Here is a 25,638-nt window from a genome sequence, read left to right on the forward strand (position 1 = left end):
CGCGGTGGCGGCCATACGTCGCGCGAGAACGTCGTCACTGGTACAGCGCGAAGACCTTGTTGGAGTTGAGGATCTCCGTCTGGACGAAGTCGCTCCACTGCAGTTCGAGACCGAGTTCCGACATCGCACCCAGCAGACAGAACCAGTTGAGCATCTCGTGCTGGCCGGCGTCGACCACCTCTCGCGTGGTCACCTTCTGCCAGGTGTCGTAGTCACCCGCGACGAGGGCGTCGTAGAGCCTGATATCGGCGTCGGAGTCCGGGCGCAGGTGCCAGTCCTTGTCGTTGAGGAAGGCATGGGACCAGCTCGCCGACGCGACCAGCGCCACACGCTTGTCGCCGGCCGCCACCGAACGCGCCACCGCCCGGCCCAGCTCGAAGCAGCGCACCGGCGACGGACCCGGCGGGTCGAGCTGCTCACCGGCCTCGATGTCGGCGAACTTGGCCATGCCGCCCTGCCGGGCGATGACGTGCTCGCCGTAACAGTTCACCGCGATGGGCACGATCGGGTACGGGAATTCCTTTCCCACGTGCTCGTAGTCGAGGAAGATCTGCGTGTTGGCGAACGCGTGCGGGAAATGGACGCCCTTGCGCTGCTCGTAGGAGTAGGCGACGTCCACCCCTGAGGTGAGCACGTCCGTCGCGAGCTGCTTGGCGAAGGCCGGCAGGCCACGCATACGGTAGGTGGTGTCCTTGGGCAGGCCCCAGGCGTTCGGCACCTTGATCATGTCCAGTACGGCGAATGCCTCGACCTCGGTGTCGTCGTAGGCCAACACGCAGAATGAGGGGATGACTTCTTCGCGGAAGTTCTCGTACTGGTCGTCGCCCCAGACCACGACGACATCCGGACGGAACTCGTCGAGTGCCTCACGGCAGCGGGTCAGACCGCTGAGCAACCGGGCCCGGTGGGCGGCGGCAGCGGCGACACCCTGGTCGTCTCCCCATTCACGCTGCGCGAGCTCGGGCCAGTTGCGGACGTCCTTCCGGTCGGCGGGGATGTCGGGATCCTTCAGGGTGCTCTTGAGCAGATTCGCCATATGCGTGTCGGCACCCGCCAACATCGGATAGTGCGTGATGCCGAGACCAAGCACCTCAGCCATGGTCGTTCCTCCCGAAGATCCATGCGGGGAGGCGTAGGGCCCCTCCGTCGTATCGGCCGCGGTGCGCGGCCTCGAACTCCGGTCTACCTGTCAGCAGCTCCTGCGCCGATGGTGAGTTCTACTGCCCGGAACCGTTCGTTGGCGGGGTACGTGGCGGTGCACAGGATAAGGGCATGCCTGGTCGTCCGGCCGGGCACGGTCATCCGGCCGCCGGACGCAGGGAGGCCGGAAGGTGGTGGGCACGGAAATCTACGGCCCGGCGTAGTCGCTACCGTCGCCGCAGCGGCCGACCAGCATGTCCTCGGCGAGTCGCAGGCGGACCGCGTCCTCGGGCGAACGAGCTTGATTTCCTGGGCCTGTGAGCCCGGCCTCACGACGACGAAAGGAAAAGTGATGGACCTTCGACTCGGCGGCAAGCGGGCGATCGTCACAGGAGGGGTCGTGGAATCGGCTTGGCGGCAGCCCAGGCGTTTGCCGCTGAAGGAGTCCGTGTCGCCTTGGCCGCCAGGGACGAGTCCGTCCTCAAGCCGGCCCGTGACCAGGTGGCGGCACACCGTGCGCGGCACGGTGCAGGCGGACATGAAGCGCAGCCAGCTCAAGCGCGTCCCGGACTTTCAGGCCCGCCACCAGGAGCCGGCGCACACGGCCCTGACCGCCCTCAAGGACGCGGCGGTCAGCGGCGACAACGTCTTCGCCGTCCTCATGGACGCCGCCCGGGTCTGCTCGCTCCAGCAGATCACCGACGCCTTCTTCGAGGTCGGCGGCCAGTACCGCCGTAACGTCTGAAAGGTAGCCCATGGATTCCGTCACCCGCCCGGCCCGGCGTGGTCGGGCTGCGGCCTCATGGGGTCCGGTATCGCAGAAAGATCGATGTAGGCGCGCAACCCACAGTTCCAACGATGTCAAACAGGAGCAATAAAGCAAAATGTAAATTTTTGCCCTATATTGCCAGCATGGGGACGAATGTCGATGCCTTTCTTTGTGATCTTGCTCGGAGTCTCCGCCGACGAGCTGATCGAATGGCAGCCCAAGTGGTCGAGAGCAAGCGCATCCACACCCCGACCATCTGGGAGTACGACGATTTGGCCGCTCTGGCGGCGCTGGAGGTGCACGAGCACGTCGCTCTGATGTTGGACGTGCTGGAGAGTGGTCGCGGTGTCGCGGACGCGACCGTGCCGCCGACCGCCGTTGAGTTCGCCAGACGTGTCGCCGAGCGCGGGATTCCGATCAGCGAGCTCCTGCGCACCTATCGGGTCGCCCATGCCGGTGCTCTCCAGACGGCCCTGGAAGAGGTGGCCCGTCTCACCCGGGACGCGGAACTGCGCACCGCGGCGGGCGTTGCGTTGGTCCAGCTGACGTTCGACTACGTGGACCGTGCATCGGAACAGGTCGTCGCGGTGTACCAGGAAGCGCGCGATCGCCGACTTCAGCGGCGTCTGCTCGTGATCAATGAGGCGAGCAGACGGATAGGGGGCACTCTCGATGCCGTCCGAACGGCTCGCGAACTGGCAGAAGTGGGCGCCGACCAGCTTGCCGACCTGGTCACTGTCGACCTGCTTGACTCCGCGCTGCAGGAACAGATCCATGCCCACCCGGAGCCCGAAGCGTTTGTGCTGCATCGAGTTGCCCGGAAGTCCTCGTCCGGAGGGAGGCCGGATCCGCCTGCCGTGGGGACGGTCTATCGATTGCCTGATGGATCGGAGCCGGCGTGCGCGATGGCGCAGGGCCGGCCCGTGCGTTACGCCATGACCTCCTCCGATCTGCCGGAATGGGCTGCGAGGCCCTTTGCCGACAGTAACGACACGGGTACATCACGCATTCGCTCGATCCTCCTGGCGCCGCTATGGGCCCATGACGGTCCGCTGGGGCTGGCACAGTTCGTTCGCCATCAGACACATGCGCCCTTCGATGATGACGATCTGCTCCTCGCTCAGGAGATCGCATCCCGAGCTGCGGTCCACATCGACAATGCGCGCCAGTTCGCCCGCGAGCGTTCGACCGCACTGACTCTCCAGCACAGCTTGCTGCCAAGGCGCGTGCCCCAGCACTCGGCTGTCGAGACCGCGGTCCGCTACCTTCCCTGTGAGGCCCGGGCCGAGGTGGGCGGCGACTGGTACGACGTCATTCCCCTGTCCGGAGGCCGTGTCGCCCTGGTCGTCGGGGACGTGGTCGGCCGTGGTCTGCGTGCCTCAGCCACCATGGGCCGACTGCGTACGGCCGTTCGTACCCTTGCGGACATCGATCTGATGCCGGACGAACTGCTCACGCATCTCGACGACGTCGTCATTCGCCTGCAGAAGGAGGAGGAACAGGGCGCTGACGAGACCAGCGCCACATGCCTGTATGCGGTGTACGACCCTGTGTCCCGTGTGTGCTCCATGGCCAGTGCCGGGCACCTTGTACCCGCGGTGGTCACTCCTGCGGGTGTCTCCGACGGTCTCGCGGTCTCCCGTCGGGCGCACTTCCCGGAGCTGCGGGTCGGTCCGCCACTGGGACTGGGCGGTCTTCCCTTCGAGATGAGTCAATTCCAACTCCCAGAAGGCAGCTTGCTCGCTCTGTACACGGATGGGCTCATCGAAAGCCGCACTCGTGACGTCGACACCGGCCTGGACCTGCTGCGTCACGTTCTCGAAGAGGCCTCAACGGAGCTGGAGGACACCTGTGACCAGCTGCTGTCGGAGCTCAGGCCCGTAGGGTCACCCGACGACGTGGCACTTCTGGTCGCCCGCACCCGGGTGCTCGATGCCGATCATGTCCTCACGCTGGACCTCCCCTCCGACCCGGAGATCGTCGCCCAGGCCCGTGCGTGCGCAGTCGGACAACTGACCTCCTGGGGTCTGGTCGAGATGGCGTTCGCAACCGAGCTCATCGTCAGCGAGCTGGTGACGAACGCGATCCGGTACGGACGGCCGCCCATTCAACTGCGACTGATCCTTGAGTCCACTCTCATAGTCGAGGTCTCCGACTCCAGTAGCACAGCTCCGCACCTACGCCGGGCCCGTGTTTTCGACGAGGGCGGCCGCGGACTGCTCCTGGTCGCCAAGATCGCGGGTCATTGGGGCACGCGGCACACCCGCGAGGGCAAGGTCATCTGGGCCGAAACATCGCTTCTCACCGGGGATCGCTCCGCGGAGGCGGCAGCAGTCCGGGCATAGCTCAGGCTGCACGGACTGCTCGGGGCAAGCCGTCCGGACTGCCGCCGGCGGAAGCGGACCCATCGTCGGCTCTCCTGCCGAGCACTGGGTCCCGATCGCTCCCGTACCGCACCTCGAACTCCTGGGGCGGTACGGGAGGTGCTGAAGAACGATCTCCGGCTGGACGCTGCGCTGGTCGTTCATCCGCGGCCAGATGGTGACGAACATGTGTAACGCGACGAGCCGGCAGTCGGGCGCGGAGGTGAGCGCCACCGACGTCCCCAAGTCCGCCACGATCCCCGCCGGTGGCACGCAGGTGGTCGGGTTCCCCGGGAACAACCGGTTCGACAACCCCGACCCCACTGTCTTCTCCCTGAACGACCACTCCTGCCCAGTCCGACGATAAGTAACACTTGACTACTTAGTAACAGGTGTGCATGATCTGTGCATGACCTGTACGAGGCCGAGCCCGCACGCGATCCGCGGGTGCGCCGCACCCGCGCCGCCGTGCTGCGGGCCTCGTTCTGGTCAGCGAGCGCGGCACGACGGCGGTCACGGTCTCCGAGATCGCCGAGGCGGCGGACGTAAGCCGCCGGGTCGTCTACCAGCACTTCGGCGACCTCGACACCGCGCTGCTGGAGGCAGGGCTTGATCTCGCGAGGCGTGAGCTGCTGCCGCTGCTCGGCGACACCGCAGAGCCGGCGGACGCGTGCGCCCACACCCTCGCCATGGCCCGGCACTTCGCCGGGCACCAGAAGTTCTACCGCGCCCTGCTGACCGGTTCCTGCGCGTTCGCCCTGAACCGCGGGCTGATCAGCCTGCTCCTGCCGATCACCCGGCGAGTCATCGAGCGCATGCACGGCCACCGGCTCACGACCCAGGCCGCCGACGACCTCGCCGCCTTCGTCACCGGCGGAGCCGGCTCGTTCGTCACGGCCTGGGTCATCGACGGCGCGCACGACCCGGAAACGTTCACCGACCGGCTGATGAACGTGATCGGCCGGTTCGCCGAGGAGGACCAATGATCAGCCGCCTGATCCTGCGCAAGCTCGAGCGCAAGCTCCAGCTCGACCCGCCGCTGACGCGGAGGATCACCGTCCAGCGGAACCTGCGCATCCCGATGCCGGACGGCGTCGAGCTGCTGGCGGACCGGTGGCTGCCGCGGTCCGGTGGCGACGGGCTGCCGACCGCGTTACTCCGCACCCCCTACGGCCGGGGCACGTACGGCGCGATCCTGGCCAGGCCGCTGGCCGAGCGCGGATACCAGGTGGTGATCCAGAGTGTGCGCGGCGGGTTCGGCTCCGGTGGCACGTTGGACCCGATGCGCCAGGAACGCGCGGACGGGCTCGCGACCCTCGACTGGCTGGTGGCGCAGCCGTGGTCCGATGCGATCGTGCTGTACGGCCCGAGCTACCTCGGATACGTCCAGTGGGCGGTCGCCGACCAGTTGCCGCCCCAGGTCAAGGCGATGATCCCGGTGGTGACGGAGTCCGCGCTGACGCTGGAGTCCCTGCGTCCCGGCGGCATGTCGCTGGAGGCGTCGTTCGAGTGGAGTGTGCTGATCGGCACCCAGGAACGTCCGCTCTCGGGGCTGCGCAAGATGTCGCAGGACAAGAAGACCGCGCGAGCACTGTGGACGCTTCCGCTGGCCGAGGCCGACATCGCCGCGTTCGGTGAGCGTTCCCCGTACTTCCAGGACACCCTCACCCACGACGCCACCTCCCCGCGGTGGGACGGGATCGACCACAGCCACCGGGTCGCCGACGTGACCGTGCCGGTCAGCTCGGTCGGCGGCTGGTACGACATCTTCCTGCCCGGCCAGCTGCGCGACTTCCAGGTGCTGCAGGAGAAGGGGCGTTCCGCACGGCTGACGGTCGGCCCGTGGACGCACGCGGAGTTCACCGGCACGCCGATCGAGGAGGCGGTGAACTTCGGTCTCGCCCACGCCCGCGGCGTCCAGCCGCCACACCGCGCGCCGGTCCGGCTGTACGTGATGGGCGAGGACGCGTGGCGCTCGTTCGACTCCTGGCCACCGGCCGGGTACTCGCCACAGCGTTTCCACCTCGGTGCCGCGGGTGCGCTGACTTCGGAGCCACCTGCTGAGTCCTCAGTGGACACTTACCGCTACGACCCGGCCGACCCCACCCCGACGGCCGGCGGCGTGCGGCTGGCCGTGGGCGCCGCCGGACGGGCCGAGAACACCGAGCTCGAGGCCCGCCCGGACGTGCTCACCTACACCACACCGGTACTCGACCAGGACGTCGAGGTCGTCGGTGAGGTCAGCGCCGAGATCTGGTTCTCCTGCAGCCTGCCGCACGCCGACGTGCTCGTGCGGCTCTGCGACGTCGACCAGGACGGCCGGTCGTGGAACGTGTGCGACGGCCTGGTGAGCCTTACCGACGCCGCCGAACCACAGGGCGTCTCCGTGACGTTGTGGCCGACGGCGTACCGCTTCCGGCGCGGGCATCGCATTCGCGTCCAGGTCGCCAGCGGCACTTTCCCGCGGTACACCCGCAATCCCGGCACCGGCGAGTCTCCAGCCACCGCCACCACGCTGCTCGCCGCCGACCAGACCGTCCACTTCGGGCCAGATCGGCCGTCCGCCATCACGCTTCCGGTCCTCGGGTCAGCCTGAGGACAGCTGTCACGCGGTCCGGCACGGCGACACCGTCCGGACCGCGATGCCGGCCGACCGCGACAACGCCCAGGGCGCTGGGGCGACAGAGATTGTCAGTGCCCGGCGCCACGGTTTTCGAGTCACTGACCGAAACGAGGGGATCGTCGTGGACAAAGTGACCAAGGCCGCCGACTCCTCGCAGGTCACCGCCGCGACCAACCCTGTCGAGACAGGGACGATCAGCCGGGACGGCACCACGGTCATCGCCACCGTCAACTACAAGGTGGTGCACGACAAGCTCACCGACGCCACCAGGAACACGCTCCAGGAGGCAGCCCAGCAGGGCCGGGACGGGGGCCTGACGGTGGAGATCGGTGGCGATGCGCTGCACGAGTCGGCGTCCGACAAGGCGGTGGCGGTCAGCATCGCCATCGACGCGCTGGTGCTCCTGATAACGTCCGGTTCACTGGCCGCGGTCGGCATGCGGTCAACGCGGCCGTCGGCGTGGGACTGCCTCGGATCAGGGACGGCCCTTCAGCGCCTGTAGGCCGCGTCACAGGAGCGCGCTGATGCCGACGATGTGTCTGACCTGCGGCACCACCTGCACTGTGGCGGCCACGCGAAGACCGGGCACGGCGACGGAGTGTCTCGCCGCCATCCGTCGCGGCTAATCCTGCCGATCATCGACAGGAGATGAGCGGCCCCTCATTCGGCGACGACACGGCCTGAACCGGATTGCCACCGTCGAGTCCCAGCCTCCCCTAGGTCCATGTCAGCTCCGTCGCCGTGACCGCCGGTCTCTCCGTTGTCCGGTCGAGGAGCCCGGGCACGCCAGAGCACATCTCTGTCTGGCGACGGCGCTGGTTGCAACAGGTGGAGACTTCCTTTGTACCCGGCGTCGGGTGGCCGGACGAGTGCGTTCGGGACCCCGCGGCGACGGGGAGTTCTACTGCCCGGAACCGCTTGTTGGCGTGGTGTCCGGGGGGGCGGGAACATAGCGGGCATGCCTGATCTTCCGGCCGCTCACGGTCACCCGGTCGTCGATATCCACGCTCATTACTTCCCGTCCGCGCTGCGTCCGCCGACTCGGGTGGCTGACGATCCGCGTTGGCCGTTCCTGGCCATCGACGAGGGCGGCGGGGCGGGGCGGATCATGCGCGGCACCGAGGTCTTTCGGCGTGTGAAGCCCGCGCTGTGGGACATGCAGGCCCGGCTGGCCGAGCTGGATGCGGCAGGCGTCGACATGCAGGTGATCTCGCCGGTGCCGGTGACCTTGTCGATGTGGGCGGAGGGCAAGGACGCCGCGGAGTTCCTGCGCCGGCAGAACGACCTGTTCGCCGAGGCCGTGTCCGCGTCGGGGGGCCGGCTGCGCGGTCTGGGTGCCGTACCTCTGCAGGATGTCGACGCGGCCATCACCGAAATGCTGCGCGTCAAGCAGGAGCTGCGGCTGGACGGAGTGGAGATCGGCACCCGCATCGGTGATCTGGAGCTGGATGCTCCGGTGCTCAGGCCGTTCTTCGCGGCGGCGCAGGAGGCGGGGGTGCCACTCTTCGTCCATCCTACGGACGTCGCGCACGCGGTACGCCGTGCGGAGCCGATGTACTCGTTCGGTGTCGGCATGCTGACGGACACCGCTCTGGCGGCGACCGCGCTGGTCTTCGGCGGGGTGCTGGAGGAGTTTCCGGAACTGCGGGTCGCCCTGGCACACGGTTGCGGCGCGTTCCCCTGGACGTATCCGCGTACGGCGTACGGGGACGCGCTCCTGCGGGGCGGCCCCGATCCCGAGCGCACCGCCCAACTCAACCGGCTGGTTGGCTCGTTGTGGGCGGACGCGTTGGTCTTCGACCCGGAGCATCTGCGACTGGTGGCCGAGCGTGTGGGTGCCGACCACCTGATGCTCGGCACCGATCATCCCTTCCTGACGGCACCGTTGGAGACCGCCCTGACCACCGTCACCGGGGCAGCCGAGCAGAACGTGCTCAGCGAGTCCGAGACGGCACGTGTCCTTGGCCGCAACGCCCTCGAATTCCTGGGTCTGTGAGCCCGATGCACCGCAGGCCGGAGACGACCGAGCAAGGAGAAAAAGCGCGTGAGCATGAAGATCCTCACCCTCGTGAAGTACGTGCCGGATGCGACGGGTGACCGGCGGTTCACCGAGGACATGACGACTGACCGGGACGCCGTGGACGGGCTTCTCTCGGAGCTCGACGAGTACGCGGTGGAACAGGCACTGCAGATCTCCGAGTCGCACGGGGACGCCGAGGTCATTGTTGTCACGATGGGGCCGGCCGACGCCAAGGACGCGTTGCGCAAAGCCCTTTCCATGGGGGCGGACAGGGCCGTCCACACGGACGACGAAGACCTTCACGGCACCGACGTTTTCGGTACCTCGTCCGTCCTGGCCGAGCTCGTCCAGCACGTCGGCTTCGACCTGGTCGTCTGCGGTATGGCCTCGACCGACGGCGGCATGGGCGTCCTCCCGGCGCTGCTTGCCGAGCGGCTGGGCGTCCCCCAGGTCACTCTGCTCTCGGAGGTGGCCGTCGATGACGGCGTCGTCAGCGGTCTGCGGGACGGCGACACCGCTACGGAGCGGCTCCAGGCGGAGTTGCCGGCGGTGGTGTCGGTGACCGACCGCTCGGGCGAGGCTCGTTACCCCTCTTTCAAGGGCATCATGGCCGCCAAGAAGAAGCCGGTGGAGTACCTCGACCTGGACGACCTCGGCATCGACGCCGCCACCGTGGGCCTGGCAGGCTCCTGGACGGCCGTCGACACCGCCACCGCCCGTCCGCCGCGGACCGCGGGGTCGGTCGTCAAGGACGACGGCGACGGAGGAACCCGCCTCGCGGAGTTTCTGGCGTCCCAGAAGTTCATCTGAGCCGGCCCCACGAGATTCAGGAGAGTAGATCAATGGGTGAGGTTCTCGTCCTGGTCGAGCACGCGGACGGTCGCGTTCGCAAGCCGGCCCTCGAACTGCTGACACTGGCCCGTCGTATCGGCGAGCCGTCCGCCGTAGTCCTCGGAGCCGGCGAGGCCGCCGACAGCATCCGGGCCAAGGCCGCCGAGTACGGCGCGGTGAAGGTGTACGTCGCAGACGCGGCGCAATTCGCCGACTACCACGTCGTCCCCAAGGTCGACGCGCTGGCGCAGATCGCCCGGGCTGCCGATGCTGTCGCCCTTCTCGTCACTTCCAGTGGTGAAGGCAAGGAGATCGCCGCGCGAGTGGCACTGCGCCTGAACTCCGGCATCATCACAGACGCGATCAATGTGCATGCCGGGGAAAGGGGCCCGATCGCCACTCAATCGGTGTTCGCCGCCTCCTACCAGGTGACCTCCACGGTGACCGAAGGGACCCCGGTCATCACGGTCAAGCCCAATGCGACCAGTCCGGAACCGGCACCTGCCGAAGGTACGGTGGAGAACGTCTCCGTGACCTTCTCCGCGGCTGCCACTGGTACCAAGGTCGTCTCGCGTGTGGCGCGAGTGTCGTCCGGCCGCCCGGAGCTGACGGAGGCGGCGATGATTGTCTCCGGCGGCCGTGGTGTCGGGGCCGCCGAGGGCTTCTCGGTCGTGGAGGAACTCGCCGACTCGCTGGGCGCGGCCGTCGGTGCCTCGCGAGCTGCGGTGGACGCCGGCTGGTATCCGCACAGCAACCAGGTGGGCCAGACCGGGAAGCAGGTCTCGCCGCAGCTGTACATCGCCAACGGCATCTCTGGGGCGATTCAGCATCGCGCGGGTATGCAGACGTCCAAGACCATCGTCGCGGTGAACAAGGATCCGGAAGCACCGATCTTCGACCTCAGCGACTTCGGTGTCGTGGGTGACCTGTTCGATGTGCTGCCCCAACTGACCGCCCAGATCAAGGCACGGAAGAGCTGACGTGCGGGTGCTACGAGCCCGGCGGTGAAGTGCCCTGTATCGGTTCCCTGCGAGAGGGGTGCAATTGTCAAGACCTGTGGATGGGAGCTGTGCCGACCCAGCGGTGGTAGGCGTCTACGTCGACGTTGCTGCCGCACACGATGGTGAGAACGTGTCGGCCGGCGAAGCGGTCGCGGTCTTCGAGGATCGCTGCGATGCCGAGCGTGGCCGAAGGTTCGACGACGAGGCCGGCGTGGTCAAGGAGCATCCGCATACCGGAGATGATCGACGGCTCCTGGACCAGGACGGCGTCGTTCTCATACCGCTGAGCTTGTCCTACCTGACCGTCGCCCTACCGCGCGGGGTGCGGCGCGCAGGCGCCGGATGCCGCCCCGAACGGCGTCGACGGCGACGACGTGCAACGCACGAACCCTGCCCCGCACATCGCGGGGGCGGGTACGTATCCGAGCGCCGGGCCGGCCTTGCACCTGCATTTCCCCGCAGGAAGCGGGGCATCTTCCCTTGGACCACCGACGCAGTACCAGTCGACCGGAGTTGCGGCGACCAGCTCAAGATCCCCTCGCGGGCGAGAACCAGAGCGCCCGGCCCGGGCGCGGAAGCGGTTGAGGTGGTACACCATGCGGGTTCCGCGTCCGTCTGTGCTGCCGGCGGTGGCCGCCTCCCAGCAGGCACCGACCGCCTCGTTGAAGAACACGTGCGAGGACGCAGGCTGGTCGTGGTCTTGGCGACGGTGACTTCTACCAGCAGCCGCTCCCCCCTTGGCAGGGCCGGGGTGCGCTCATGACACGCGCCCGAGAGCCGAGATCTCGCACCAGCGGAAGCAGCGTGGTGGTGCGCTACAGCCGCAACGAGGACCGTCCGCCGTACGGGCTGATCGAGGACGAAACTAGTGCGGACGAAGAGGCAGAAGCCGACGCATGAAAACGCCCTCCCAAACACGGGCCTTTCCTTGGCAGCAGGCTGCCCCCCAAAGGCACAGCGTTACGGATCACGGCCACCGGGCGTTCGTCTCCGTCAAGCGCAGGCAGAACACCATCAAGACCACCACGTTCAGCTGCGGCCAGGGCCGCATGCACGAAAAGACCGCCTTGCGCACCGAGGGCATCGCCGAGCAGTTCCGCACCATCCCACGGTCAGGGCCCAGGTCGACTCCGGTACCAGGGGCTGGCCAAGGAGTTCCCCGACCAGGTCAGTGCACCGCCGAAGAAGCCCGCGGACGAGGCGTGCGACGGCGACAAGTACATCTGGCAGGAGGCCAGGCGCCGCCAGTGCTCGGACCGGATCTGCGTCGAGCACACCAACGCCGAGCTCCCACCGTGATCAAGAAGATGGGCTACTGGTGGCAGCTGCGGCACCGGATGGCCGAGCAAGGCATGTTCCAAACCTCGGATCTCGTGCCGCGGCTGGCCGAGCGTGGCGTCGTGCTGCCCCGTGAGCAGGTGTACCGGCTGGTGACCCGGCCGCCGCAGCGCCTGAGCATGGACATCCTCGTCGCGCTCTGCGACATCCTGGACTGCACACCAAACGACCTGATCAAGCCCGAGGTCGTCAACACCCCGGTCCGCAAGCCCAGTGGTGGGGGAGACGCTGGCCCGGCGCCGGTCACGCCCCGCCGCTCGGTGGTCCGTCGCCCCGGCCGTCTTTGAACTCACCGGCGACCGCACAGGCGCGAGCGTCGGACTTGGCGGCTGCCCGGCATCAGCTCGTCGCCGCCGTCCGCGCAGTAGTGGGCGAGACGATGGCCGCCGAAGCACGGCTGTGTCCCGTCCCGCCTCGTTGCCGTCGGGCGATGGGTGACGAGGCGTTCCGCGCCCAGCGACGTCTAGTGTCGCGCGCCCTTCAGATACGTAACGCTTGCGAATTCTTGCGCACCTGCGCAATACTTTGGTCATGATGCTTGAGTCCCCCACGCTGCCGCCTGCCCGGGATCGCCGCGTTCGCCGATCCCGGGCCGTGCTCATGGCGGCCGCAGTGACGCTCGTGAGCGAGCGGGGCACTGCTGATGTGCCCGTCGCGGAGATCGCCGACACCGCGGACGTGAGCCGGCGGCTGGTGTACCAGCAGTTCCACGACCGCGAGACGCTGTTGCTGGAGGCCGCGCTCGACCTCGCGCGCCGGGAGTTGCTGCCCCGCATCACCGAGGACTGGTCATCCGAAGGCGCCGTGTCCGCCAAGGCACTAGCGCTGGCCGAACACATGGCCAGCCATCGGCGGTTCTATCGAGCCCTGTACACGAGTCCCTGCGGCTTCGCCATGAGCAAGGCGTTGAACAGCCTCTTCCTCCCGGTCAACCGCCAAGCGGTGTGCGACACCTACGGCAGGCAGATCGACGAGCGCACGACCGAAGACATCGCTGCGTTCCTCACCGGGGGCTGGGGTGACTTCGTCCGCGCGTGGGTGGTCGAGGACCCGGATCCACTCGATCCACACGAGTTCACCAGCCGGCTGGTGCACATCGCGTCGATGGTGCTCCCGCAGGGCCGACCGACATCCGCAACCTTCAAAGGAGCAGACGATGGCAACTGAGGTGCAACCCGAGGTACGCACCACCGCAGGGACCGTGCGCGGGCGCTGGGAGGACGAACTCGCTGTCTTCCGGGGCATCCCCTACGCCGCACCACCCGTCGGCGAAGCGCGGTTCGCCGCGCCCCAGCCCGCACCACGCTGGGACGGTGTGCGCGAGACCGTCGCCTTTGGCTCACCGGCGCCGCAGGACTACGCCGGCTTCCGGCATCTCAACCTCGGCGGCGGCGGCGAGCGACCGAAGTCGACCGGCGGGGACTGGCTGACACTGAACGTGTGGACGCCAGCCCCGGATCGGGCCGCAGGCCTTCCGGTGATGGTGTGGATCCACGGCGGGGCCTACAAATTGGGTTCTGGCGCAGACGCACTCGCCAACCCCCGGATCGCCCGGGAGGGCAACCTGGTGCTGGTCAGCCTCAACTACCGGCTCGGCATCGAAGGCTTCGCCGCCATTGAGGGCGCCCCACCCAACCGCGGCCTCCTCGACCAGATCGCCGCCCTGCAATGGGTACAGGACAACATCGCCACGTTCGGCGGCAACCCCGACCGCGTCACCGTGTTCGGCGAATCTGCCGGCGGCAGCTCCGTCGGCACCCTGATGGCCATGCCTGCCGCGGCCGGGCTCTTCCACAGGGCCATCGCACAGAGCTTCGGCGGCCCCTTCCTCACACCCGAGCTGGCCACCGACATCACCACCGCCATCGCCCGCCAACGAGGCCGGCGCCCCACCGTCGCCGACCTGTCCACGGTGGAACCGAACGACCTGGCCAAGGCCGGCGAGGAGACCGCCGCGACCCAGCACCAGCACCTCGACAGGTGGGGTCCGATGGCCGCGCACCTCACCTTCTTCGCCCCGACTGTGGACGGCGAGGTGCTCCCAGCTACCCCCTACAGGGCATTGGCAGCAGGCGCCGGGCGCGATATCGAGCTAATCGCCGGGCACACCCGCGACGAGTACCAACTCTTCCTGGTCACGTCCGGGAAACTGGGCACGATTGACGATCAGGAAGCGGCCCGAGTGCTCGACGTCTTCGGCCCCGGCTCGAACGCCGAGAAGGCCTACCGTGCGGCCTTCCCGGAGGCCACTGCAGATCGACTCTGGGAACGGGTCCAGTCCGACTGGCTCTTCCGCATGCCCACCCTCCGGCTGGCCGAAGCCCACGCGACCGGCGGCGGACGAACCCGCTTCTACGAGCTGACTTGGGCCTCCCCTGGCGCCGGGGGCCTACTCGGCGCATGTCACGGCCTCGACCAGCCGTTGGTCTTCGGCGACTTCGACAGCGGATTCGGTCAGATGCTGTTGGGCGGCCCGGTGCCATCGGCTGAGACCGTGGCGGTATCCGCGCATATGCGCTCGGCATGGATCGCATTCGCCATCCACGCAGATCCCGGGTGGCCCACCTTCGACACCGAACACCGGCTGACCCAACTTTTCGACGCAGTACCCACCGTCGCCGCCTACCCCGAGGAAAGCTCGCGACAGCTCTGGGAGCACGACGACATGGCGCCACTGCCACTGCTGCAGTAACCGTACCTAATGTCAACGGTCATTGAGATGCCCAGGTGGGTGGCCGTTGGGTGTCCAGGCTGGTGGCCATCAGAAACCCAGGTGTGTGGCCGGTGGTGTTCCTGGGGGTGGGGGTCAGTTCAAGGGGACCACTCCCTTCCCGGCGAGGGCCTCGGCGAGGCGGTGTGAGTCGCCGGTGGTGGTCACGAGGTGAGCGTGATGCATGAGGCGGTCGGTGCTCGCGCCCGCGAGGGTCTTCGGCATGATCGTGTCGAAGCCATCTGGGGCTGGCACTTGTTCCCTCACAAGAGTTGCCCCTGCCACCTGGCCGTATCTCCCTCCCGCAGTCCTCGTTGGTTCTCGCGGTAGCACACCGGTTTTCAAGGTGCTGCCTTGACCGTTCAGGCGCGAGGAAGGTGTGCCGGTGGGCGAGGCGAGACTGCAGGTCATCGCGGGTGGGGCCGTCCCGCAGGAGCCGCTGACGACGGATCCGTGGCTGTTCCAGACCGCGTGCGTCGACGCGTTCGTCGCCTTGTGGCGGGCCCGTGGCTTCAGCCCGGTGACCATCGACAACGACATCGGTCTGCTCGAGCGGACCCTCCAGGCCCTGGGCTGGCCTGCGTGGGAGGTCACGTCCGAGGACATCGACCGCGTGGTCGGTGACCTGGCGGTGCAGGGCCGCAAGACATCGACGCGACGCGAGTATGTGCAGATCTTCAAGGGCTTCCATCGGTTCCTGCAGGCCCGCAAGGCAGCCGAGATCGAGGCCGTCTTCGGCATCCGACTGGTCTGCCCGATCGACGAGTTCAATGCCTCCCGTCATGTCGGTGACGACTCCCCGGCCCTTCTCCCTCCACCGACCCCGGAGCGGATCAACGAGTTCTTCGACTTCATGAAGGAGCGGATCGCGACCGCGAGGAAGTACGGTCCCGCTGCGAGGGATTATGCAATGTTTCGGACGCTGTATCACGCCGGGCTTCGAGCCGACGAGGCGTCGTTGCTGGAGAAGCCGGACCTGCACTTCTCCCGTGGCCCGTTCGGCAAACTCCATGTCCGGTTCGGCAAGGGCGCCCATACTTCCGGGCCGCGGCCTCGCTGGGTGCCCATGCTCGACGGCCTCGATCTGGTGCTGCGATGGTTCCTGGAGGACGTGCGGCCCAAGTTCCCTGATTCTCCGGTGCTGTTCGCCGACGAGTCCGGCGGCAGTCTGCATCGCGGGACCATCCGCAACCGCCTTCGCTATCTGATGGAACTCGAAGGCCGCCCGGCAGCCGACCGGTTCAGCCCGCATGCCCTGCGAAGAGCGTGCGCGACGCACAACTACGAACGCGGCGTCGACCTGGTGGCGATCCAGCAGATGCTCGGTCACTGGACGGTCAGCTCGACCATGCGTTATGTCCGGCCCTCGGCGACCTTCATCGAGGACGCCTATCAACGGGCGGTCGCCGGCACCCTGGCTGAACTGACCGGGAAGGACACCACGGCATGAAGATTCAATGGCGGCTGCGGCTGGCCGCCGCCCAGCGCGAGGTGTGGACCGGGACCCAGTTGCGGCGACTGCTGGCCGAGAAGGCCGGTCTCGAGTTGTCCTCGGCGTCGGTGTCCGCGCTGTTCACCAAGAAACCCTCGCAGGTGAAGATGACCACCCTGGCCGCGTTGTGCACTGCCCTGGAGTGCACTCCCAATGACCTGATCGAGGTCGACACCACCCCGGTCGAGCGGCCGATCGCACCCTCTCGCCCCGTCGCCGACTTACCCAAGGCCGCCTCCTCTCGGGGCCGGTCGATGCCGCCGATGTGACGGGAGGAGGCGATGGGCAAGAGGCAACGGGACTGCGTCACCTGCGGTGCCCCCGTGGGATATCTCGACCGACTCCACTGCTGCTTGTGCTGGCGCCGGGTGAAGGAACAGGCGGCCAAGGCCCCGTGTCCCTCGTGCGGACGCGACCGCGTCCTGCAGAGCGACACCGGTCGCTGCATCATTTGCTCGCGTGTCTGCGAACAGTGCGGACATCCGGTCAGGTCGCCACAGAACCAGCTGTGCCGCGAATGCCGGCGCAAGGCCGGACAGTTGGCCGGCCAGCGCATGTGTCCACGCTGCGGCAAGCTGGGCTATCTGCGCGAGACGACCGGCTGGTGCGGTCACTGTTCCAGGCCCCGGCCGCAGAAGCAGCCGCCACGGGTCTGCCGTGAATGCGGGCAGCTCAGACGGCATTAAGGGCTGGGATTGTGCTCGGCCTGCTGGCAAAAGCACCCCGGCCGTCCCTTCGTCCGCGGCGAACACCTCCGCGAACGACTCGTCGATCCGCCCGAGTGGCTCGAGGAGTTCGTGGCCGAGGTCGCCGCCCGCCACTGCGTCGCCAGGGCCTGCGGCTTCATCACCGACCTGGGACGGCTTTTGAACGACGAGCATTCGAACTCGCCCCAGGCTCTGTTGGAACGCTCCCGCAAACCCGGACGGTCCATGGGTTCCTTCGCCCGTGCACTCGAGGACTTCTTCACCCACCGCGGTCTCGCCCTGCCCACCGACCAGACCGAGCGGCTCGCCGCGGGACGTCGTCGCTGCCGCATCGAGGCCGTGCCCGAACCGCTCCGAGCGGCCGTCTCGGAGTTCGACCTCTCCCGGATGCGGGCCCAGGACCGAGCCCGCCGGGCCGGCACTCGCCCCCGCAGCAACCACACACCTGGAAACGGCCCTGGCCATCCTGCGTGACCTTGCCCTCTTCCTGATCAACGAACAGGGCAAGGATGACTGGGCGCTCGTCGACATCCACGACATCGAAGCCTTCCTCACGACGTTGCCCAAAGCCCGAAAACGACGGCTGACCGTGCTGCGGCAGTTCTTCCGGTTCGCGCGGGTCCGCAAACTGGTGCTGGTCGACCCGACCCACGGCCTGGTCGCCAAGGGGACCAACGGCTTCCGCGGCAAGACCCTCACCCTCGACCAGCAGCGCGAGCTCTTCCGCCGGTGGACCACCGGCGAGCACGTCCATCCGCACGAGGCACTGGTGGGAATGCTCGCACTGCTTCACGGGGCCTCCAGCTCGGAGGCCCGCCTGCTGCTGGTCACCGACGTGGACCACGTCACCCAGACGGTCAGGCTCGGCAAGCGCCCCCATCCCGTTCCGCTGGACCCCGCTTCCTGGACGGTGCTGCAGCGGTGTCTGATCCACCGTGACCGATGGCGAACCGACAATCCGCATGTCATGGTCACCAAAGGAACAAAGGCCGGGCGAAGCCCGGCCTCAACTGCCTACCTCTCCCACGTCCTTGACGACTGTGGATACCCGCCCCGGATCATCCGCAGCACCCGCCTCGTCGATCTGGTGAACACCATGGACCCCAAGCTCGTCGCCGCGGCCTTCGGCATGGACCCACAAGCTGCCCTGATCTATCTCGGCGACCACGTCGACGAAGGCCGCCTGCCGAACCCGTGAAGTTTCGGCAGCACCTCGCACGAGTTCGCCGGAACATGTGCGCTTTCGAGGGGTGGATGTTGCTGGTCACAGCGATGGAGCGGCGTTCGTAGGCGGCGTCGATGATGCGGTAGAACGCCTCGGCGGCGTCTTCCCCGACGGGCAGCAGGCCGATGTCGTCGCCCGAACTTCCGGCACCAGCGGCGGACCGTCTCATACGAGACGATCACACCGCGCTCGAGCATCAGCTCCTCGACCTCGCGCAATGACAGCGGGAAGCGGAAGTACAGCCACACACAGTGGGAAATGACCTCGACCGGGTACCGATGCCCCTTGTACGACAGCGACACGGACCCCACAGACAGCCCCCTCCAGCACGATCAACCAGAAGATCATCCCACCCGGCCAACCAACGTGACAGCGCCGGCGTTCGTAGTGAGAGCGGACAGCGCAAGATGGCTCTGTCGCGACTTCCGCGATCCCGCGCTGTTGATCCAAAGCGGGTAGGGAATACGGGTTTGTGGAGGCCGTGCTTCGCGCGGCCGGGAACATCTGCCGCTTGAGTATTTTGATGCGGTTGACGTGGCCTTCGACAGCGCCGAAGTTCCAGTGCAAGGTGAGGCCAGCAATATCCGCGCCCCAGTCCTCTCGGAGCCCGGAGGCAAATCCTCGCAGCTCGGGGTGCTGGCTTTACTCGGTGTCGTGGGCTACTGCTCGAGTTCCCCCGGCCTTGGCGATGGGCAAGGATCTCGACGAAGCGTGCGACAAGCTGGCAGGAGGCGTCCAAGTCGACGCTTCGGTCGCGGAGTTCCGTGACGGCGACGCGGTCAGGTCCGGACCGGTTGTCGAGGTGGGTGAGGACCAACCTGGTCACCTCGCGGACCTTCGGGAGGGGCGACCGCGTCCTTGAGCCGCAACAGGAAGCGGCGGACCCTCGCTCCAGCAGTCAATCGACGAGCTTCCGGCCGGGACGCCCGATTTCACCTCCACGTACTGCGAGCCGCAGCCGACCGGGCTGGCGACGCGGTGCTCTCCTCCTTCGCGGCGGAGTGGCCCGGCGTCCTGTCAGTCACGCCCGGCTTCGACGAACTTGGCCGCCAGGTCGGCGGGTCGCGTGAAAAGCACCTCGTGACTCCCGGGCATCTGAACGAGGCGACAGAGGCCGAGGCGTGCGGGGAAGCGCGGTGACCATGCGTACTCGCCCGGCGGCATGGCGGTGTCGTCCAAGCAATTGAGATACGAACAGCGCAGGGTCCCCTCCGCAATCAGCGTGTGGAACCGCTTGAGGTCGACTTTGTCCTCGAGCATCGCGAGCGGTGTCGGGCATAGCTTCTCGAACGCAGCGCGGGCGGTGGATTCATCGGCGTCATTGAGGAACCGCTCGCGCCACAGCGTCCACGGAAGCGAGAACGTTCCGTCAATGGCAGTGGCAAGCATCAACTCGCGGTAGACGACGGGTGATTCGTCGTTGATGCTGTGGCCGTCCTCAAGGACGAAGGCGTTCCAGTAGGGGAGACGCCGTATGCGTTCGGGCATGGCCTCGGCGACCTTGGAGACGATCGTGCCGCCGAAGCTGTGCCCGAGCAAGACGATGTTGGTGAGATCGTGCTGCTCGATATAGCGAACGATCGAGGTCACGCCGTCAGCGTGGGACACATCGGTGGAGGCGCCCGAGCCGAAGCCGGCGACGGTGGGCGTGTGCACGACGTGTCCCTCGGTTCGCAGGTGGCTGGCGACCGGCTCCCAAAGGGAGCCGTCGTGCCAGGCGCCGTGGATCAACACAAAGGTGAGGTGTGCGGTCATCGGTTTCTCCGGTTCCTGTGCAAGTGGATAGCGCATGCGGTGGTGGCGGTGGATCGCCGAACGTGCACCGCTTGTCCGGCTCGCCTGAGCACGGCTGCCGCCGGGCGGCGGTCTGGGCGGGAGAGTTCGTGTGCACCCCAGTGGTCGGGGTGGGTGAGGCGACCCATGCGCCGGGGTTTCGGGGGTAGGTGGCCCGCCCTATGCCGATATCGCGGCGGTGCCGCGGTCGTGGCCTGGTTGACCGGTTCGACGGCGGCCGGCATGGCCGTTTTCCCCTCATGGCACGCCTGGGCGGTTCGTCCCCTGAGTGGCACGGAGATAGCGTGGTCAGCACGTGCTGATTGCGTAGGAACCTCGAACCGCTACGGCTGGTCGGTCAGGTCACCGTCGAGCGCGCGGTGCGCCTGGCCGAGGTGTACTCGCCGGCGACGGCCACCGAGTGCAGCGCGGAGACTACCTCGTACGCGTCGCGGTGTGAGACGTACAGGGCGTTGCAGCCGAATCGGAGGATGTCGGGCACTCGCATGTCGCCGATGAAGCCGCGTTCGGTCAGGGCTTGCATCATGGGGTAGGCGTGCTCGTGGCGCAATGAGACCTGACTGCCGCGGCGTTCGGGTTCGCGCGGGGTCGCCACGGTGAATCCGAGTCCGTCCAGGAGCGTGTCGGCGCATTCGAGGAAGAACTCTGTCAGGGATAGCGACTTGGCCCGCAGGGCCTTCATGTCCACCCCGTCGAAGGCGGTCAGCGCGGCTTCGAGTGCGAGCATCGACAGGAGGGGTGGTGTGCCGATGCGTGCGCGGGTGATGCCGGGGGGCGGGGGTGTACGTCCCGTTCATCGCGAACGGATCGGCGTGTCCGTGCCAGCCGGTGATCGCGTGGTCGAAGGCCTGCTGGTGGCGGGTAGCGACATAGAGGAACGCGGGTGCGCCGGGTCCGCCGGACAGGTACTTGTAGCCGCACCCGACCGCGAAATCCGCCTGTAGGGCGTCGAGCTCGACCGGTATCGCGCCAGCGGCATGGCACAGGTCCCACAGGATCACCGCGCCGGCGTCGTGCGCCGCCGCGGTGAGCGCGGCCATGTCGTAGAGCTCGCCGGTGCGGTAGGCGACCGGGCCGTACGCGGCGACCGCGACCCGGTGGCCGTCGCGGGCTAGATGATCGATTCCAAGGGATCGGCTGCGCGCACAAGGGGAGGGAGCCCAACGTCAGTGTGTGAAGACAGAGTTGGACTCCCTCGCCACCGCACTCTATGTGAAGACCGACGACCTGCTGAGGGCATCACCGCATCTGGCTCCCTGGCGTCCGGCGGTCGGGATCGCTCCGCGGCTGACCGATGCCGAGCTGGTCACGCTCGCCATGGTGCAGGCCATGCCGGGCCTCACCTCGGAGGCCAAGTGGCTTCGCCATGCACGCTCCCACCTGCGGCATCTTTTCCCCTGTCTGCCGAAGCAGCCCGGCTGCAACAAGCGTCCGCGCAAGGCCGCCGAATTGCTGCCGCGAGTGACGCGGCTGCCGGCTACCGACACGTCCGTATGGAGCGACGACGTGTGGATCGTGGATTCCACACCGGTGGAATGCGGACGCTCCCGCGAGACCGTCAAACCCTCCGACCTGGCCGGATGGGCCGTGTACGGGTACTGCGCCAGCCACAGCCGCTTCTTCTGGGGCCTGCGCCTGCACCTGGTGTGCACCCTGCAGGGCCTGCCGATCGCCTTCGCCCTGACCGGGGCCAAGGCCGACGAGCGCGAGACCCGGCTGGACCTGCTCACCGCCGAACCGGGCTTGACCGCCGCCCGGCCTGGACAGACGCTGACCAGCGACAAGAACTACATCGGCCGCGACTTCGAGCACCAGTTGGCCGAGCAGGACATCCAGCTGCTGAGGCCGGCCCGCAAGGGCGAGCCGGAACGACCCGGGGCCCGCTGTTCAAACCGTTGCGGCAGGTCATCGAGTCGGTCGACGAGACCTTCAAGGGCCGGCTCAACCTCGGACAGCACCGAGGACGCGCACCGGCCGGCGTGATCGCCCGCGTCATGCGGCGAATCCTCGCGCTGACCGCCGCGATCTGGCACAACGACCACACCGGCCAGCCCGTCCTGTGCTCACTGACCGCCTACGACCACTAACCCCTTGGAATCGATCATCCAGCCAGTCGGCCGGGTCGTGTACGGGGACGCGGTGCACGTTCAGCCCGAGGGTGCGGGCGGCGGCGTCGGCGATGTGCTGGTCGGTGGGGAAGTGGTCGGGGTCGGTCAGCAGCAGCGTTCGGCCGGGCGGCGGCGGTGAGCGCGTTGTACAGCTGCACGCTGGTGGAGTCGCCGCACACGACCTGCCCGGTGGCGGCGCCGATGAGACGGCCGATCGCATCGCCGATCCGGGTGGGAGCCTGCCACCAGCCGTTGTCGTTCCACGAGCGGATCAGGTCGGTGTCCCACTGGCGGCGGATCGCGTCCTCTACGGCGCCGGGCACCGCGGCGGGAAGCGCGCCAGGGAGTTCCCGTCGAGGTAGGCGACACCGTCTGGGAGGAGGAACCGGTCGCGCAGGGAGGCGAGTCCGTCGGCGGCGTCGAGCCGGTCGGCGCGGTCGGCAAGACGCTTGAGGTCCAGCGCCGTGGGAGGCTCGGGGCGGGTCACAGATTCTTCTGCGGGGTCGGTGCGCTGGTGCGGGCGGTCAGGTCGAGGGCTACGTCGGCCAGGAGGTCTTCCTGGCCGCCGACCATGCGCCGGGCGCCGACCTCGACGAGGATGTCGCGGGTGTCGACGCCGTACCGGGCGGAGGCGGCCTCGGCGTGCCGCAGGAAGCTGGAGTAGACGCCCGCGTAGCCGAGGGTGAGGGTTTCGCGGTCGACGCGGACGGGCCGGTCCTGCGTGGGGCGCACGAGGTCTTCGGCGGCGTCCATGAGCGGGAACAGTGCGCAGGCGTGCTCCCAGCCGAGAAGGTCCATCACGGCGACGAACGGCTCGATCGGGGCATTGCCGGCGCCTGCGCCCTGCCCGCCGAGGGAGGCATCGACACGGTACGCGCCGTTCTCGACCGCGACGACACTGTTGGCGACACCGAGGGCGAGGTTGTGGTGGGCGTGGATGCCGATCTCGGTCGCCGGGTCGAGTACGTCGCGGTAGGCGCGGACCCGGTCGCGGACGCCGTCCATGGTGAGTCGGCCACCGGAGTCGACGACGTACACGCAGTGCGCGCCGTAGGACTCCATGAGCTTGGCCTGTTCGGCGAGCTGCTTCGGCTCGGCCATGTGGGACATCATCAGGAACCCGGAGACGTCCATGCCCAGTTCGCGGGCCAGGCTGATGTGCTGTGCGGAGATGTCCGCCTCTGTGCAGTGGGTGGCGATACGGATCGACGACACCCCCAGCTCGCGGGCGGCGCGCAGGTCCTCGGCGGTGCCGATGCCGGGCAGCAGCAGCGAGGTCAGCTTCGCCCGGGTCAGGACCGAGGCGGCGGCCTCCAGCCATTGCCAGTCGGAGTGTGCGCCGGGGCCGTAGGTGAGGGAGCTGCCGGACAAGCCGTCGCCATGAGCGACTTCGATGGCGTCGACGCCGGCCGCGTCCAGGGCCCCTGCGATGGCTTTCACCTGGTCGAGGGTGTAGCGGTGCCGAACGGCATGCATGCCGTCGCGCAGGGTCACGTCCTGGACGTAGACCCGGGGTGTCTGGGGGGTGTGTGTGGTGGTCACGCGGCGACCCTCCCGGTGGCGAGGTGTTCGGCGGTGCGCAGCGCGGCCGCCGTCATGATGTCGAGGTTTCCGGCGTAGGCGGGCAGGTAATGGGCCGCGCCCTCCACCTCGAGGAAGATGGTGATGTGCCAGCCGCCGTTGGGCAGGCCGGCGAGCTTCGCGGCCTGGTCGCCGGCGGCGACGGGCACGAACTGCACCTCCTGCTTGAGGCGGTAGCCCGGCACGTAGGCGCGGACCTTCTCGGCCATGGCGTGCACGGAGGCAGTGACCGCGTCCCGGTCGCAGTCGGGGACGAGACAGTGCACGGTGTCGCGCATGATGAGGGGCGGCTCGGCGGGGTTGAGCACGATGATCGCCTTGCCGAGCGCGGCGCCGCCGACTTCTTCCAGGGCGTGAGCGGTGGTCTCGGTGAACTCGTCAATGTTGGCGCGGGTGCCGGGACCCGCTGACTTCGACGAGATCGAGGCGACGATCTCGGCGTAGGTGACGGGAACGACCGCGCTGACCGCGGCGACCATGGGCACGGTGGCCTGGCCGCCGCAGGTGACCATGTTGACGTTGGCGGCGTCCAGGTGGGCGCCGAGGTTGACCGGCGGAACGACGTACGGTCCTATGGCGGCCGGGGTCAGGTCGACAAGGCGCTTGCCGTGCCCTGTCAGGAGGTCGTGGTGGAACCGGTGCGCCCTGGCGGAGGTGGCGTCGAAGACGAACTCGATGTCGGAGAACTCATCGAGGGCGATCAGTCCCTCTCCCCCGTCGGCGCTGGTGGCCACCTTGAGGCGACGGGCACGGGCGAGGCCGTCGGAATCCGGGTCGATGCCGATCATCGCGGCGACTTCGAGGTGCTCGGAGCCCCGGAGGACTTTGATCATCAGGTCGGTGCCGATGTTGCCCGACCCGATGATCGCGACCTTGGTGCGGCTCATCGGGAGACCTCCGTGGTGGACAGCGCGGGGGTGGTCTGGAGGGTGGTGGGGAGCAGGTCCTGCAGCCCGAACAGGCGCACGGCGTTGCCTGCGAGCAGCGCGTTTTGACCTGTGGGGTTCAGCCTGCTGGCGCGGATCAGAGCGCCGGGCTCGGCCTCGCCGAGTGGGAAGGGGTAGTCGGTTCCCAGCAGGACCCGGTCGGTGCCCATGACGTCGACGAGCAGCCGCAGCGAGTGCTGGTCGAAGACGGCGGAGTCGACGTGGAAGCGGTCCAGGTAGCCGGACGGCGGCAGCGGGCTGTCCTTGCGGACGATGTCGCGGCGCCGCCAGGCGTTGTCTGCGCGGCCGAGCAGGTAAGGAAACGCGCCGCCACCGTGCGCGAACAGCAGCTTCAGCTCCCGCGGGATGCGCTCGAACGCGCCGGACAACGCGAGCCGCAGGATGCTCAGGTGAGTCTCGGCGCTCATGCCGACCAGCCACGCCAGCATGTACTCCTCAGTGCGCGGATCGTGGGCCATGTCCCACGGGTGCACCAGGACGGTGGCGCCCTCGATGGCGCAATGGGTAAGGAACTCGGTGACGGCTCCGTGGTCCAGGTCGCGCGGCCCGACGTGGTTGCCGATGTGCACGCCGCGGTGACCGGCGCGCACGGCGCGGGTGACGGACTCGCACGCCGCCTCGGTGTCCTGCAGCGGTACCTGGCACAGCGGGACGAGGTGGTTGGGGGCCTGTGCGCAGTAGTCGAGCATCTGCTGGTTGACGTAGTCGCACCATGCGGCGGCGCGGGCGACGTCGGCGTCGTATCCGAACATCAGCGGCGTGCTGGAGACGACCTGGATGTCGACGCCCAGGGCGTCCATCTCCGCGACACGCGCAGCGGGGTCCCACAGGGCAGCGGTGACCGGGCGGTACTCGGTGTCGCCGGCCATCATCATGCCGGTGCCGTCGCCGTGATCGCGCAGCCATGGGCCGTCGTGGTCGCGCAGCACCCGTGCGTCGGTTCGGGAGATGCGGGGGAATACGTGCGCGTGCACGTCGATGACGGTCAT

The 25,638-nt window shown here is 68.1% G+C and carries 23 protein-coding genes and 8 pseudogenes; 19 read left to right on the forward strand and 12 right to left on the reverse strand.

Going from position 1 to position 25,638, the window contains the following annotated elements; translation table 11 throughout:
• Positions 1–34: 34 nt before the first annotated feature.
• Positions 35–1,099 (reverse strand): DODA-type extradiol aromatic ring-opening family dioxygenase, encoded by a 1,065-nt coding sequence (locus G6048_RS15645; protein ID WP_165340145.1) that lies wholly within the window; start codon positions 1,097–1,099, stop codon positions 35–37.
• Between the two features lie 582 nt (positions 1,100–1,681).
• On the opposite strand from G6048_RS15645, the pseudogene G6048_RS15650 reads away from it, so the two are divergent.
• From G6048_RS15650 to G6048_RS15690, 10 genes and pseudogenes are all read left to right on the forward strand, one after another.
• A pseudogene (locus G6048_RS15650) lies at positions 1,682–1,885 on the forward strand (hypothetical protein); the annotation flags it as partial.
• A 113-nt stretch (positions 1,886–1,998) separates the two neighbouring features.
• A complete protein-coding gene (locus tag G6048_RS15655; RefSeq protein WP_165340146.1) occupies positions 1,999–4,254 on the forward strand; it encodes an ATP-binding SpoIIE family protein phosphatase in 2,256 nt (751 codons plus the stop codon).
• A gap of 151 nt (positions 4,255–4,405) precedes the next feature.
• On the forward strand, positions 4,406–4,639 hold the full coding sequence (locus G6048_RS15660) for a cellulose binding domain-containing protein (RefSeq protein ID WP_328826077.1): 234 nt from the start codon (positions 4,406–4,408) through the stop codon (positions 4,637–4,639).
• 118 nt (positions 4,640–4,757) lie between these two features.
• Positions 4,758–4,802: pseudogene (locus tag G6048_RS49545) on the forward strand (hypothetical protein); the annotation flags it as partial.
• A 159-nt stretch (positions 4,803–4,961) separates the two neighbouring features.
• On the forward strand, positions 4,962–5,258 hold the full coding sequence (locus G6048_RS49550; RefSeq protein ID WP_235989908.1) for a TetR-like C-terminal domain-containing protein: 297 nt from the start codon (positions 4,962–4,964) through the stop codon (positions 5,256–5,258).
• A complete protein-coding gene (locus G6048_RS15670) occupies positions 5,255–6,868 on the forward strand; it encodes a CocE/NonD family hydrolase (RefSeq protein ID WP_165340147.1) in 1,614 nt (537 codons plus the stop codon). Before G6048_RS49550 ends, G6048_RS15670 begins: the two co-directional genes overlap by 4 nt.
• 46 nt (positions 6,869–6,914) lie before the next feature.
• On the forward strand, positions 6,915–7,397 hold the full coding sequence (locus tag G6048_RS15675) for an MMPL family transporter (RefSeq protein WP_165340148.1): 483 nt from the start codon (positions 6,915–6,917) through the stop codon (positions 7,395–7,397).
• Positions 7,398–7,853: 456 nt separating this feature from the next.
• Positions 7,854–8,891 (forward strand): amidohydrolase family protein, encoded by a 1,038-nt coding sequence (locus G6048_RS15680; RefSeq protein WP_165340149.1) that lies wholly within the window; start codon positions 7,854–7,856, stop codon positions 8,889–8,891.
• 54 nt (positions 8,892–8,945) lie between these two features.
• Positions 8,946–9,725: an electron transfer flavoprotein subunit beta/FixA family protein gene (locus G6048_RS15685; protein WP_206341638.1), complete on the forward strand. Its 780-nt coding sequence runs from the start codon at positions 8,946–8,948 to the stop codon at positions 9,723–9,725.
• A gap of 32 nt (positions 9,726–9,757) precedes the next feature.
• Positions 9,758–10,726: an electron transfer flavoprotein subunit alpha/FixB family protein gene (locus G6048_RS15690; protein ID WP_165340151.1), complete on the forward strand. Its 969-nt coding sequence runs from the start codon at positions 9,758–9,760 to the stop codon at positions 10,724–10,726.
• Between the two features lie 67 nt (positions 10,727–10,793).
• Here the strand turns inward: G6048_RS15690 and G6048_RS15695 are convergent.
• Positions 10,794–11,024 (reverse strand): annotated as a pseudogene (locus G6048_RS15695) (threonine dehydratase); the annotation flags it as partial.
• 1,018 nt (positions 11,025–12,042) lie between these two features.
• On the opposite strand from G6048_RS15695, the gene G6048_RS15700 reads away from it, so the two are divergent.
• The 3 genes from G6048_RS15700 (at position 12,043) to G6048_RS15710 (ending at position 14,777) form a co-directional block, all read left to right on the forward strand.
• Positions 12,043–12,372 carry a helix-turn-helix domain-containing protein gene (locus G6048_RS15700; protein ID WP_165340152.1) on the forward strand — a complete coding sequence of 110 codons (330 nt, stop codon included), beginning with the start codon at positions 12,043–12,045 and terminating at the stop codon, positions 12,370–12,372.
• 208 nt (positions 12,373–12,580) lie between these two features.
• Positions 12,581–13,252 carry a TetR/AcrR family transcriptional regulator gene (locus G6048_RS15705; protein ID WP_235989909.1) on the forward strand — a complete coding sequence of 224 codons (672 nt, stop codon included), beginning with the start codon at positions 12,581–12,583 and terminating at the stop codon, positions 13,250–13,252.
• Positions 13,242–14,777, forward strand: a complete 1,536-nt coding sequence (locus G6048_RS15710) for a carboxylesterase/lipase family protein (RefSeq protein WP_165340153.1) — start codon at positions 13,242–13,244, stop codon at positions 14,775–14,777. The genes G6048_RS15705 and G6048_RS15710 overlap by 11 nt, the downstream gene beginning before the upstream one ends.
• 114 nt (positions 14,778–14,891) lie before the next feature.
• Here the strand turns inward: G6048_RS15710 and G6048_RS15715 are convergent, their stop codons facing one another.
• A complete protein-coding gene (locus G6048_RS15715; protein WP_158711643.1) occupies positions 14,892–15,050 on the reverse strand; it encodes a hypothetical protein in 159 nt (52 codons plus the stop codon).
• Between the two features lie 130 nt (positions 15,051–15,180).
• Between G6048_RS15715 and G6048_RS15720 the strand changes: the two genes are divergently transcribed.
• The 4 genes from G6048_RS15720 (at position 15,181) to G6048_RS49555 (ending at position 18,192) form a co-directional block, all read left to right on the forward strand.
• Complete coding sequence (locus tag G6048_RS15720; RefSeq protein WP_165340154.1) at positions 15,181–16,245, forward strand: tyrosine-type recombinase/integrase; 1,065 nt, start codon at positions 15,181–15,183, stop codon at positions 16,243–16,245.
• On the forward strand, positions 16,242–16,556 hold the full coding sequence (locus G6048_RS15725) for a helix-turn-helix domain-containing protein (RefSeq protein WP_165340155.1): 315 nt from the start codon (positions 16,242–16,244) through the stop codon (positions 16,554–16,556). Before G6048_RS15720 ends, G6048_RS15725 begins: the two co-directional genes overlap by 4 nt.
• Positions 16,557–17,084: 528 nt before the next feature.
• Positions 17,085–17,468, forward strand: a complete 384-nt coding sequence (locus G6048_RS48685) for a hypothetical protein (protein ID WP_206341634.1) — start codon at positions 17,085–17,087, stop codon at positions 17,466–17,468.
• A gap of 85 nt (positions 17,469–17,553) precedes the next feature.
• Positions 17,554–18,192 carry a site-specific integrase gene (locus G6048_RS49555; RefSeq protein WP_235989911.1) on the forward strand — a complete coding sequence of 213 codons (639 nt, stop codon included), beginning with the start codon at positions 17,554–17,556 and terminating at the stop codon, positions 18,190–18,192.
• Between the two features lie 46 nt (positions 18,193–18,238).
• Here G6048_RS49555 and G6048_RS51820 read toward each other — a convergent pair.
• The 5 genes and pseudogenes from G6048_RS51820 to G6048_RS51830 form a co-directional block, all read right to left on the reverse strand.
• Positions 18,239–18,352, reverse strand: a pseudogene (locus G6048_RS51820) (ATP-binding protein); the annotation flags it as partial.
• Positions 18,309–18,530: pseudogene (locus G6048_RS49560) on the reverse strand (IS6 family transposase); the annotation flags it as partial. The pseudogenes G6048_RS49560 and G6048_RS51820, both read right to left, overlap by 44 nt.
• Positions 18,531–19,236: 706 nt before the next feature.
• Complete coding sequence (locus tag G6048_RS15745) at positions 19,237–19,974, reverse strand: alpha/beta fold hydrolase (RefSeq protein WP_165340156.1); 738 nt, start codon at positions 19,972–19,974, stop codon at positions 19,237–19,239.
• Between the two features lie 376 nt (positions 19,975–20,350).
• Positions 20,351–20,740 (reverse strand): kynureninase/PvdN C-terminal domain-containing protein, encoded by a 390-nt coding sequence (locus G6048_RS51825; protein WP_406163866.1) that lies wholly within the window; start codon positions 20,738–20,740, stop codon positions 20,351–20,353.
• A 118-nt stretch (positions 20,741–20,858) separates the two neighbouring features.
• A pseudogene (locus G6048_RS51830) lies at positions 20,859–21,053 on the reverse strand (aminotransferase class V-fold PLP-dependent enzyme); the annotation flags it as partial.
• Here G6048_RS51830 and G6048_RS51835 point away from each other — a divergent pair.
• Complete coding sequence (locus G6048_RS51835) at positions 20,991–21,128, forward strand: hypothetical protein (RefSeq protein WP_406163865.1); 138 nt, start codon at positions 20,991–20,993, stop codon at positions 21,126–21,128. The pseudogene G6048_RS51830 and the gene G6048_RS51835 sit on opposite strands and share 63 nt — an antisense overlap.
• A 58-nt stretch (positions 21,129–21,186) precedes the next feature.
• Positions 21,187–22,100: pseudogene (locus G6048_RS15755) on the forward strand (IS982 family transposase).
• Positions 22,101–22,128: 28 nt separating this feature from the next.
• Here the strand turns inward: G6048_RS15755 and G6048_RS15760 are convergent.
• From G6048_RS15760 to G6048_RS15775, 4 genes and pseudogenes are all read right to left on the reverse strand, one after another.
• A pseudogene (locus G6048_RS15760) lies at positions 22,129–22,581 on the reverse strand (kynureninase); the annotation flags it as partial.
• A 23-nt stretch (positions 22,582–22,604) separates the two neighbouring features.
• Positions 22,605–23,663 (reverse strand): 4-hydroxy-2-oxovalerate aldolase, encoded by a 1,059-nt coding sequence (gene dmpG / locus G6048_RS15765; protein WP_328826072.1) that lies wholly within the window; start codon positions 23,661–23,663, stop codon positions 22,605–22,607.
• Positions 23,660–24,589, reverse strand: a complete 930-nt coding sequence (locus tag G6048_RS15770; RefSeq protein WP_165340157.1) for an acetaldehyde dehydrogenase (acetylating) — start codon at positions 24,587–24,589, stop codon at positions 23,660–23,662. Before G6048_RS15770 ends, dmpG begins: the two co-directional genes overlap by 4 nt.
• The gene (locus G6048_RS15775; protein WP_165340158.1) at positions 24,586–25,638 is read right to left on the reverse strand and encodes an amidohydrolase family protein; all 1,053 of its coding nucleotides are present in this window, start codon (positions 25,636–25,638) and stop codon (positions 24,586–24,588) included. The genes G6048_RS15770 and G6048_RS15775 overlap by 4 nt, the downstream gene beginning before the upstream one ends.

The organism is Streptomyces ureilyticus, assembly GCF_011045025.1.
GTDB lineage: Bacteria > Actinomycetota > Actinomycetes > Streptomycetales > Streptomycetaceae > Streptomyces > Streptomyces ureilyticus.

What these genes read in the sequence shown, in the direction of transcription:
- G6048_RS15775 (WP_165340158.1), bottom strand. Translation starts at nt 25,638, where the DNA reads ATGACCGTCATCGACGTGCACGCGCACGTATTCCCCCGCATCTCCCGA.
- G6048_RS15690 (WP_165340151.1), top strand. Translation starts at nt 9,758, where the DNA reads ATGGGTGAGGTTCTCGTCCTGGTCGAGCACGCGGACGGTCGCGTTCGC.
- G6048_RS15710 (WP_165340153.1), top strand. Translation starts at nt 13,242, where the DNA reads ATGGCAACTGAGGTGCAACCCGAGGTACGCACCACCGCAGGGACCGTG.
- G6048_RS15675 (WP_165340148.1), top strand. Translation starts at nt 6,915, where the DNA reads ATGCCGGCCGACCGCGACAACGCCCAGGGCGCTGGGGCGACAGAGATT.
- G6048_RS15770 (WP_165340157.1), bottom strand. Translation starts at nt 24,589, where the DNA reads ATGAGCCGCACCAAGGTCGCGATCATCGGGTCGGGCAACATCGGCACC.
- G6048_RS15680 (WP_165340149.1), top strand. Translation starts at nt 7,854, where the DNA reads ATGCCTGATCTTCCGGCCGCTCACGGTCACCCGGTCGTCGATATCCAC.
- G6048_RS49550 (WP_235989908.1), top strand. Translation starts at nt 4,962, where the DNA reads ATGGCCCGGCACTTCGCCGGGCACCAGAAGTTCTACCGCGCCCTGCTG.
- G6048_RS15655 (WP_165340146.1), top strand. Translation starts at nt 1,999, where the DNA reads ATGTCAAACAGGAGCAATAAAGCAAAATGTAAATTTTTGCCCTATATT.
- G6048_RS51825 (WP_406163866.1), bottom strand. Translation starts at nt 20,740, where the DNA reads ATGCTCGCACTCGAAGCCGCGCTGACCGCCTTCGACGGGGTGGACATG.
- G6048_RS15670 (WP_165340147.1), top strand. Translation starts at nt 5,255, where the DNA reads ATGATCAGCCGCCTGATCCTGCGCAAGCTCGAGCGCAAGCTCCAGCTC.
- G6048_RS15685 (WP_206341638.1), top strand. Translation starts at nt 8,946, where the DNA reads ATGAAGATCCTCACCCTCGTGAAGTACGTGCCGGATGCGACGGGTGAC.
- G6048_RS15645 (WP_165340145.1), bottom strand. Translation starts at nt 1,099, where the DNA reads ATGGCTGAGGTGCTTGGTCTCGGCATCACGCACTATCCGATGTTGGCG.
- G6048_RS51835 (WP_406163865.1), top strand. Translation starts at nt 20,991, where the DNA reads ATGGCACAGGTCCCACAGGATCACCGCGCCGGCGTCGTGCGCCGCCGC.
- G6048_RS15745 (WP_165340156.1), bottom strand. Translation starts at nt 19,974, where the DNA reads ATGACCGCACACCTCACCTTTGTGTTGATCCACGGCGCCTGGCACGAC.
- G6048_RS15725 (WP_165340155.1), top strand. Translation starts at nt 16,242, where the DNA reads ATGAAGATTCAATGGCGGCTGCGGCTGGCCGCCGCCCAGCGCGAGGTG.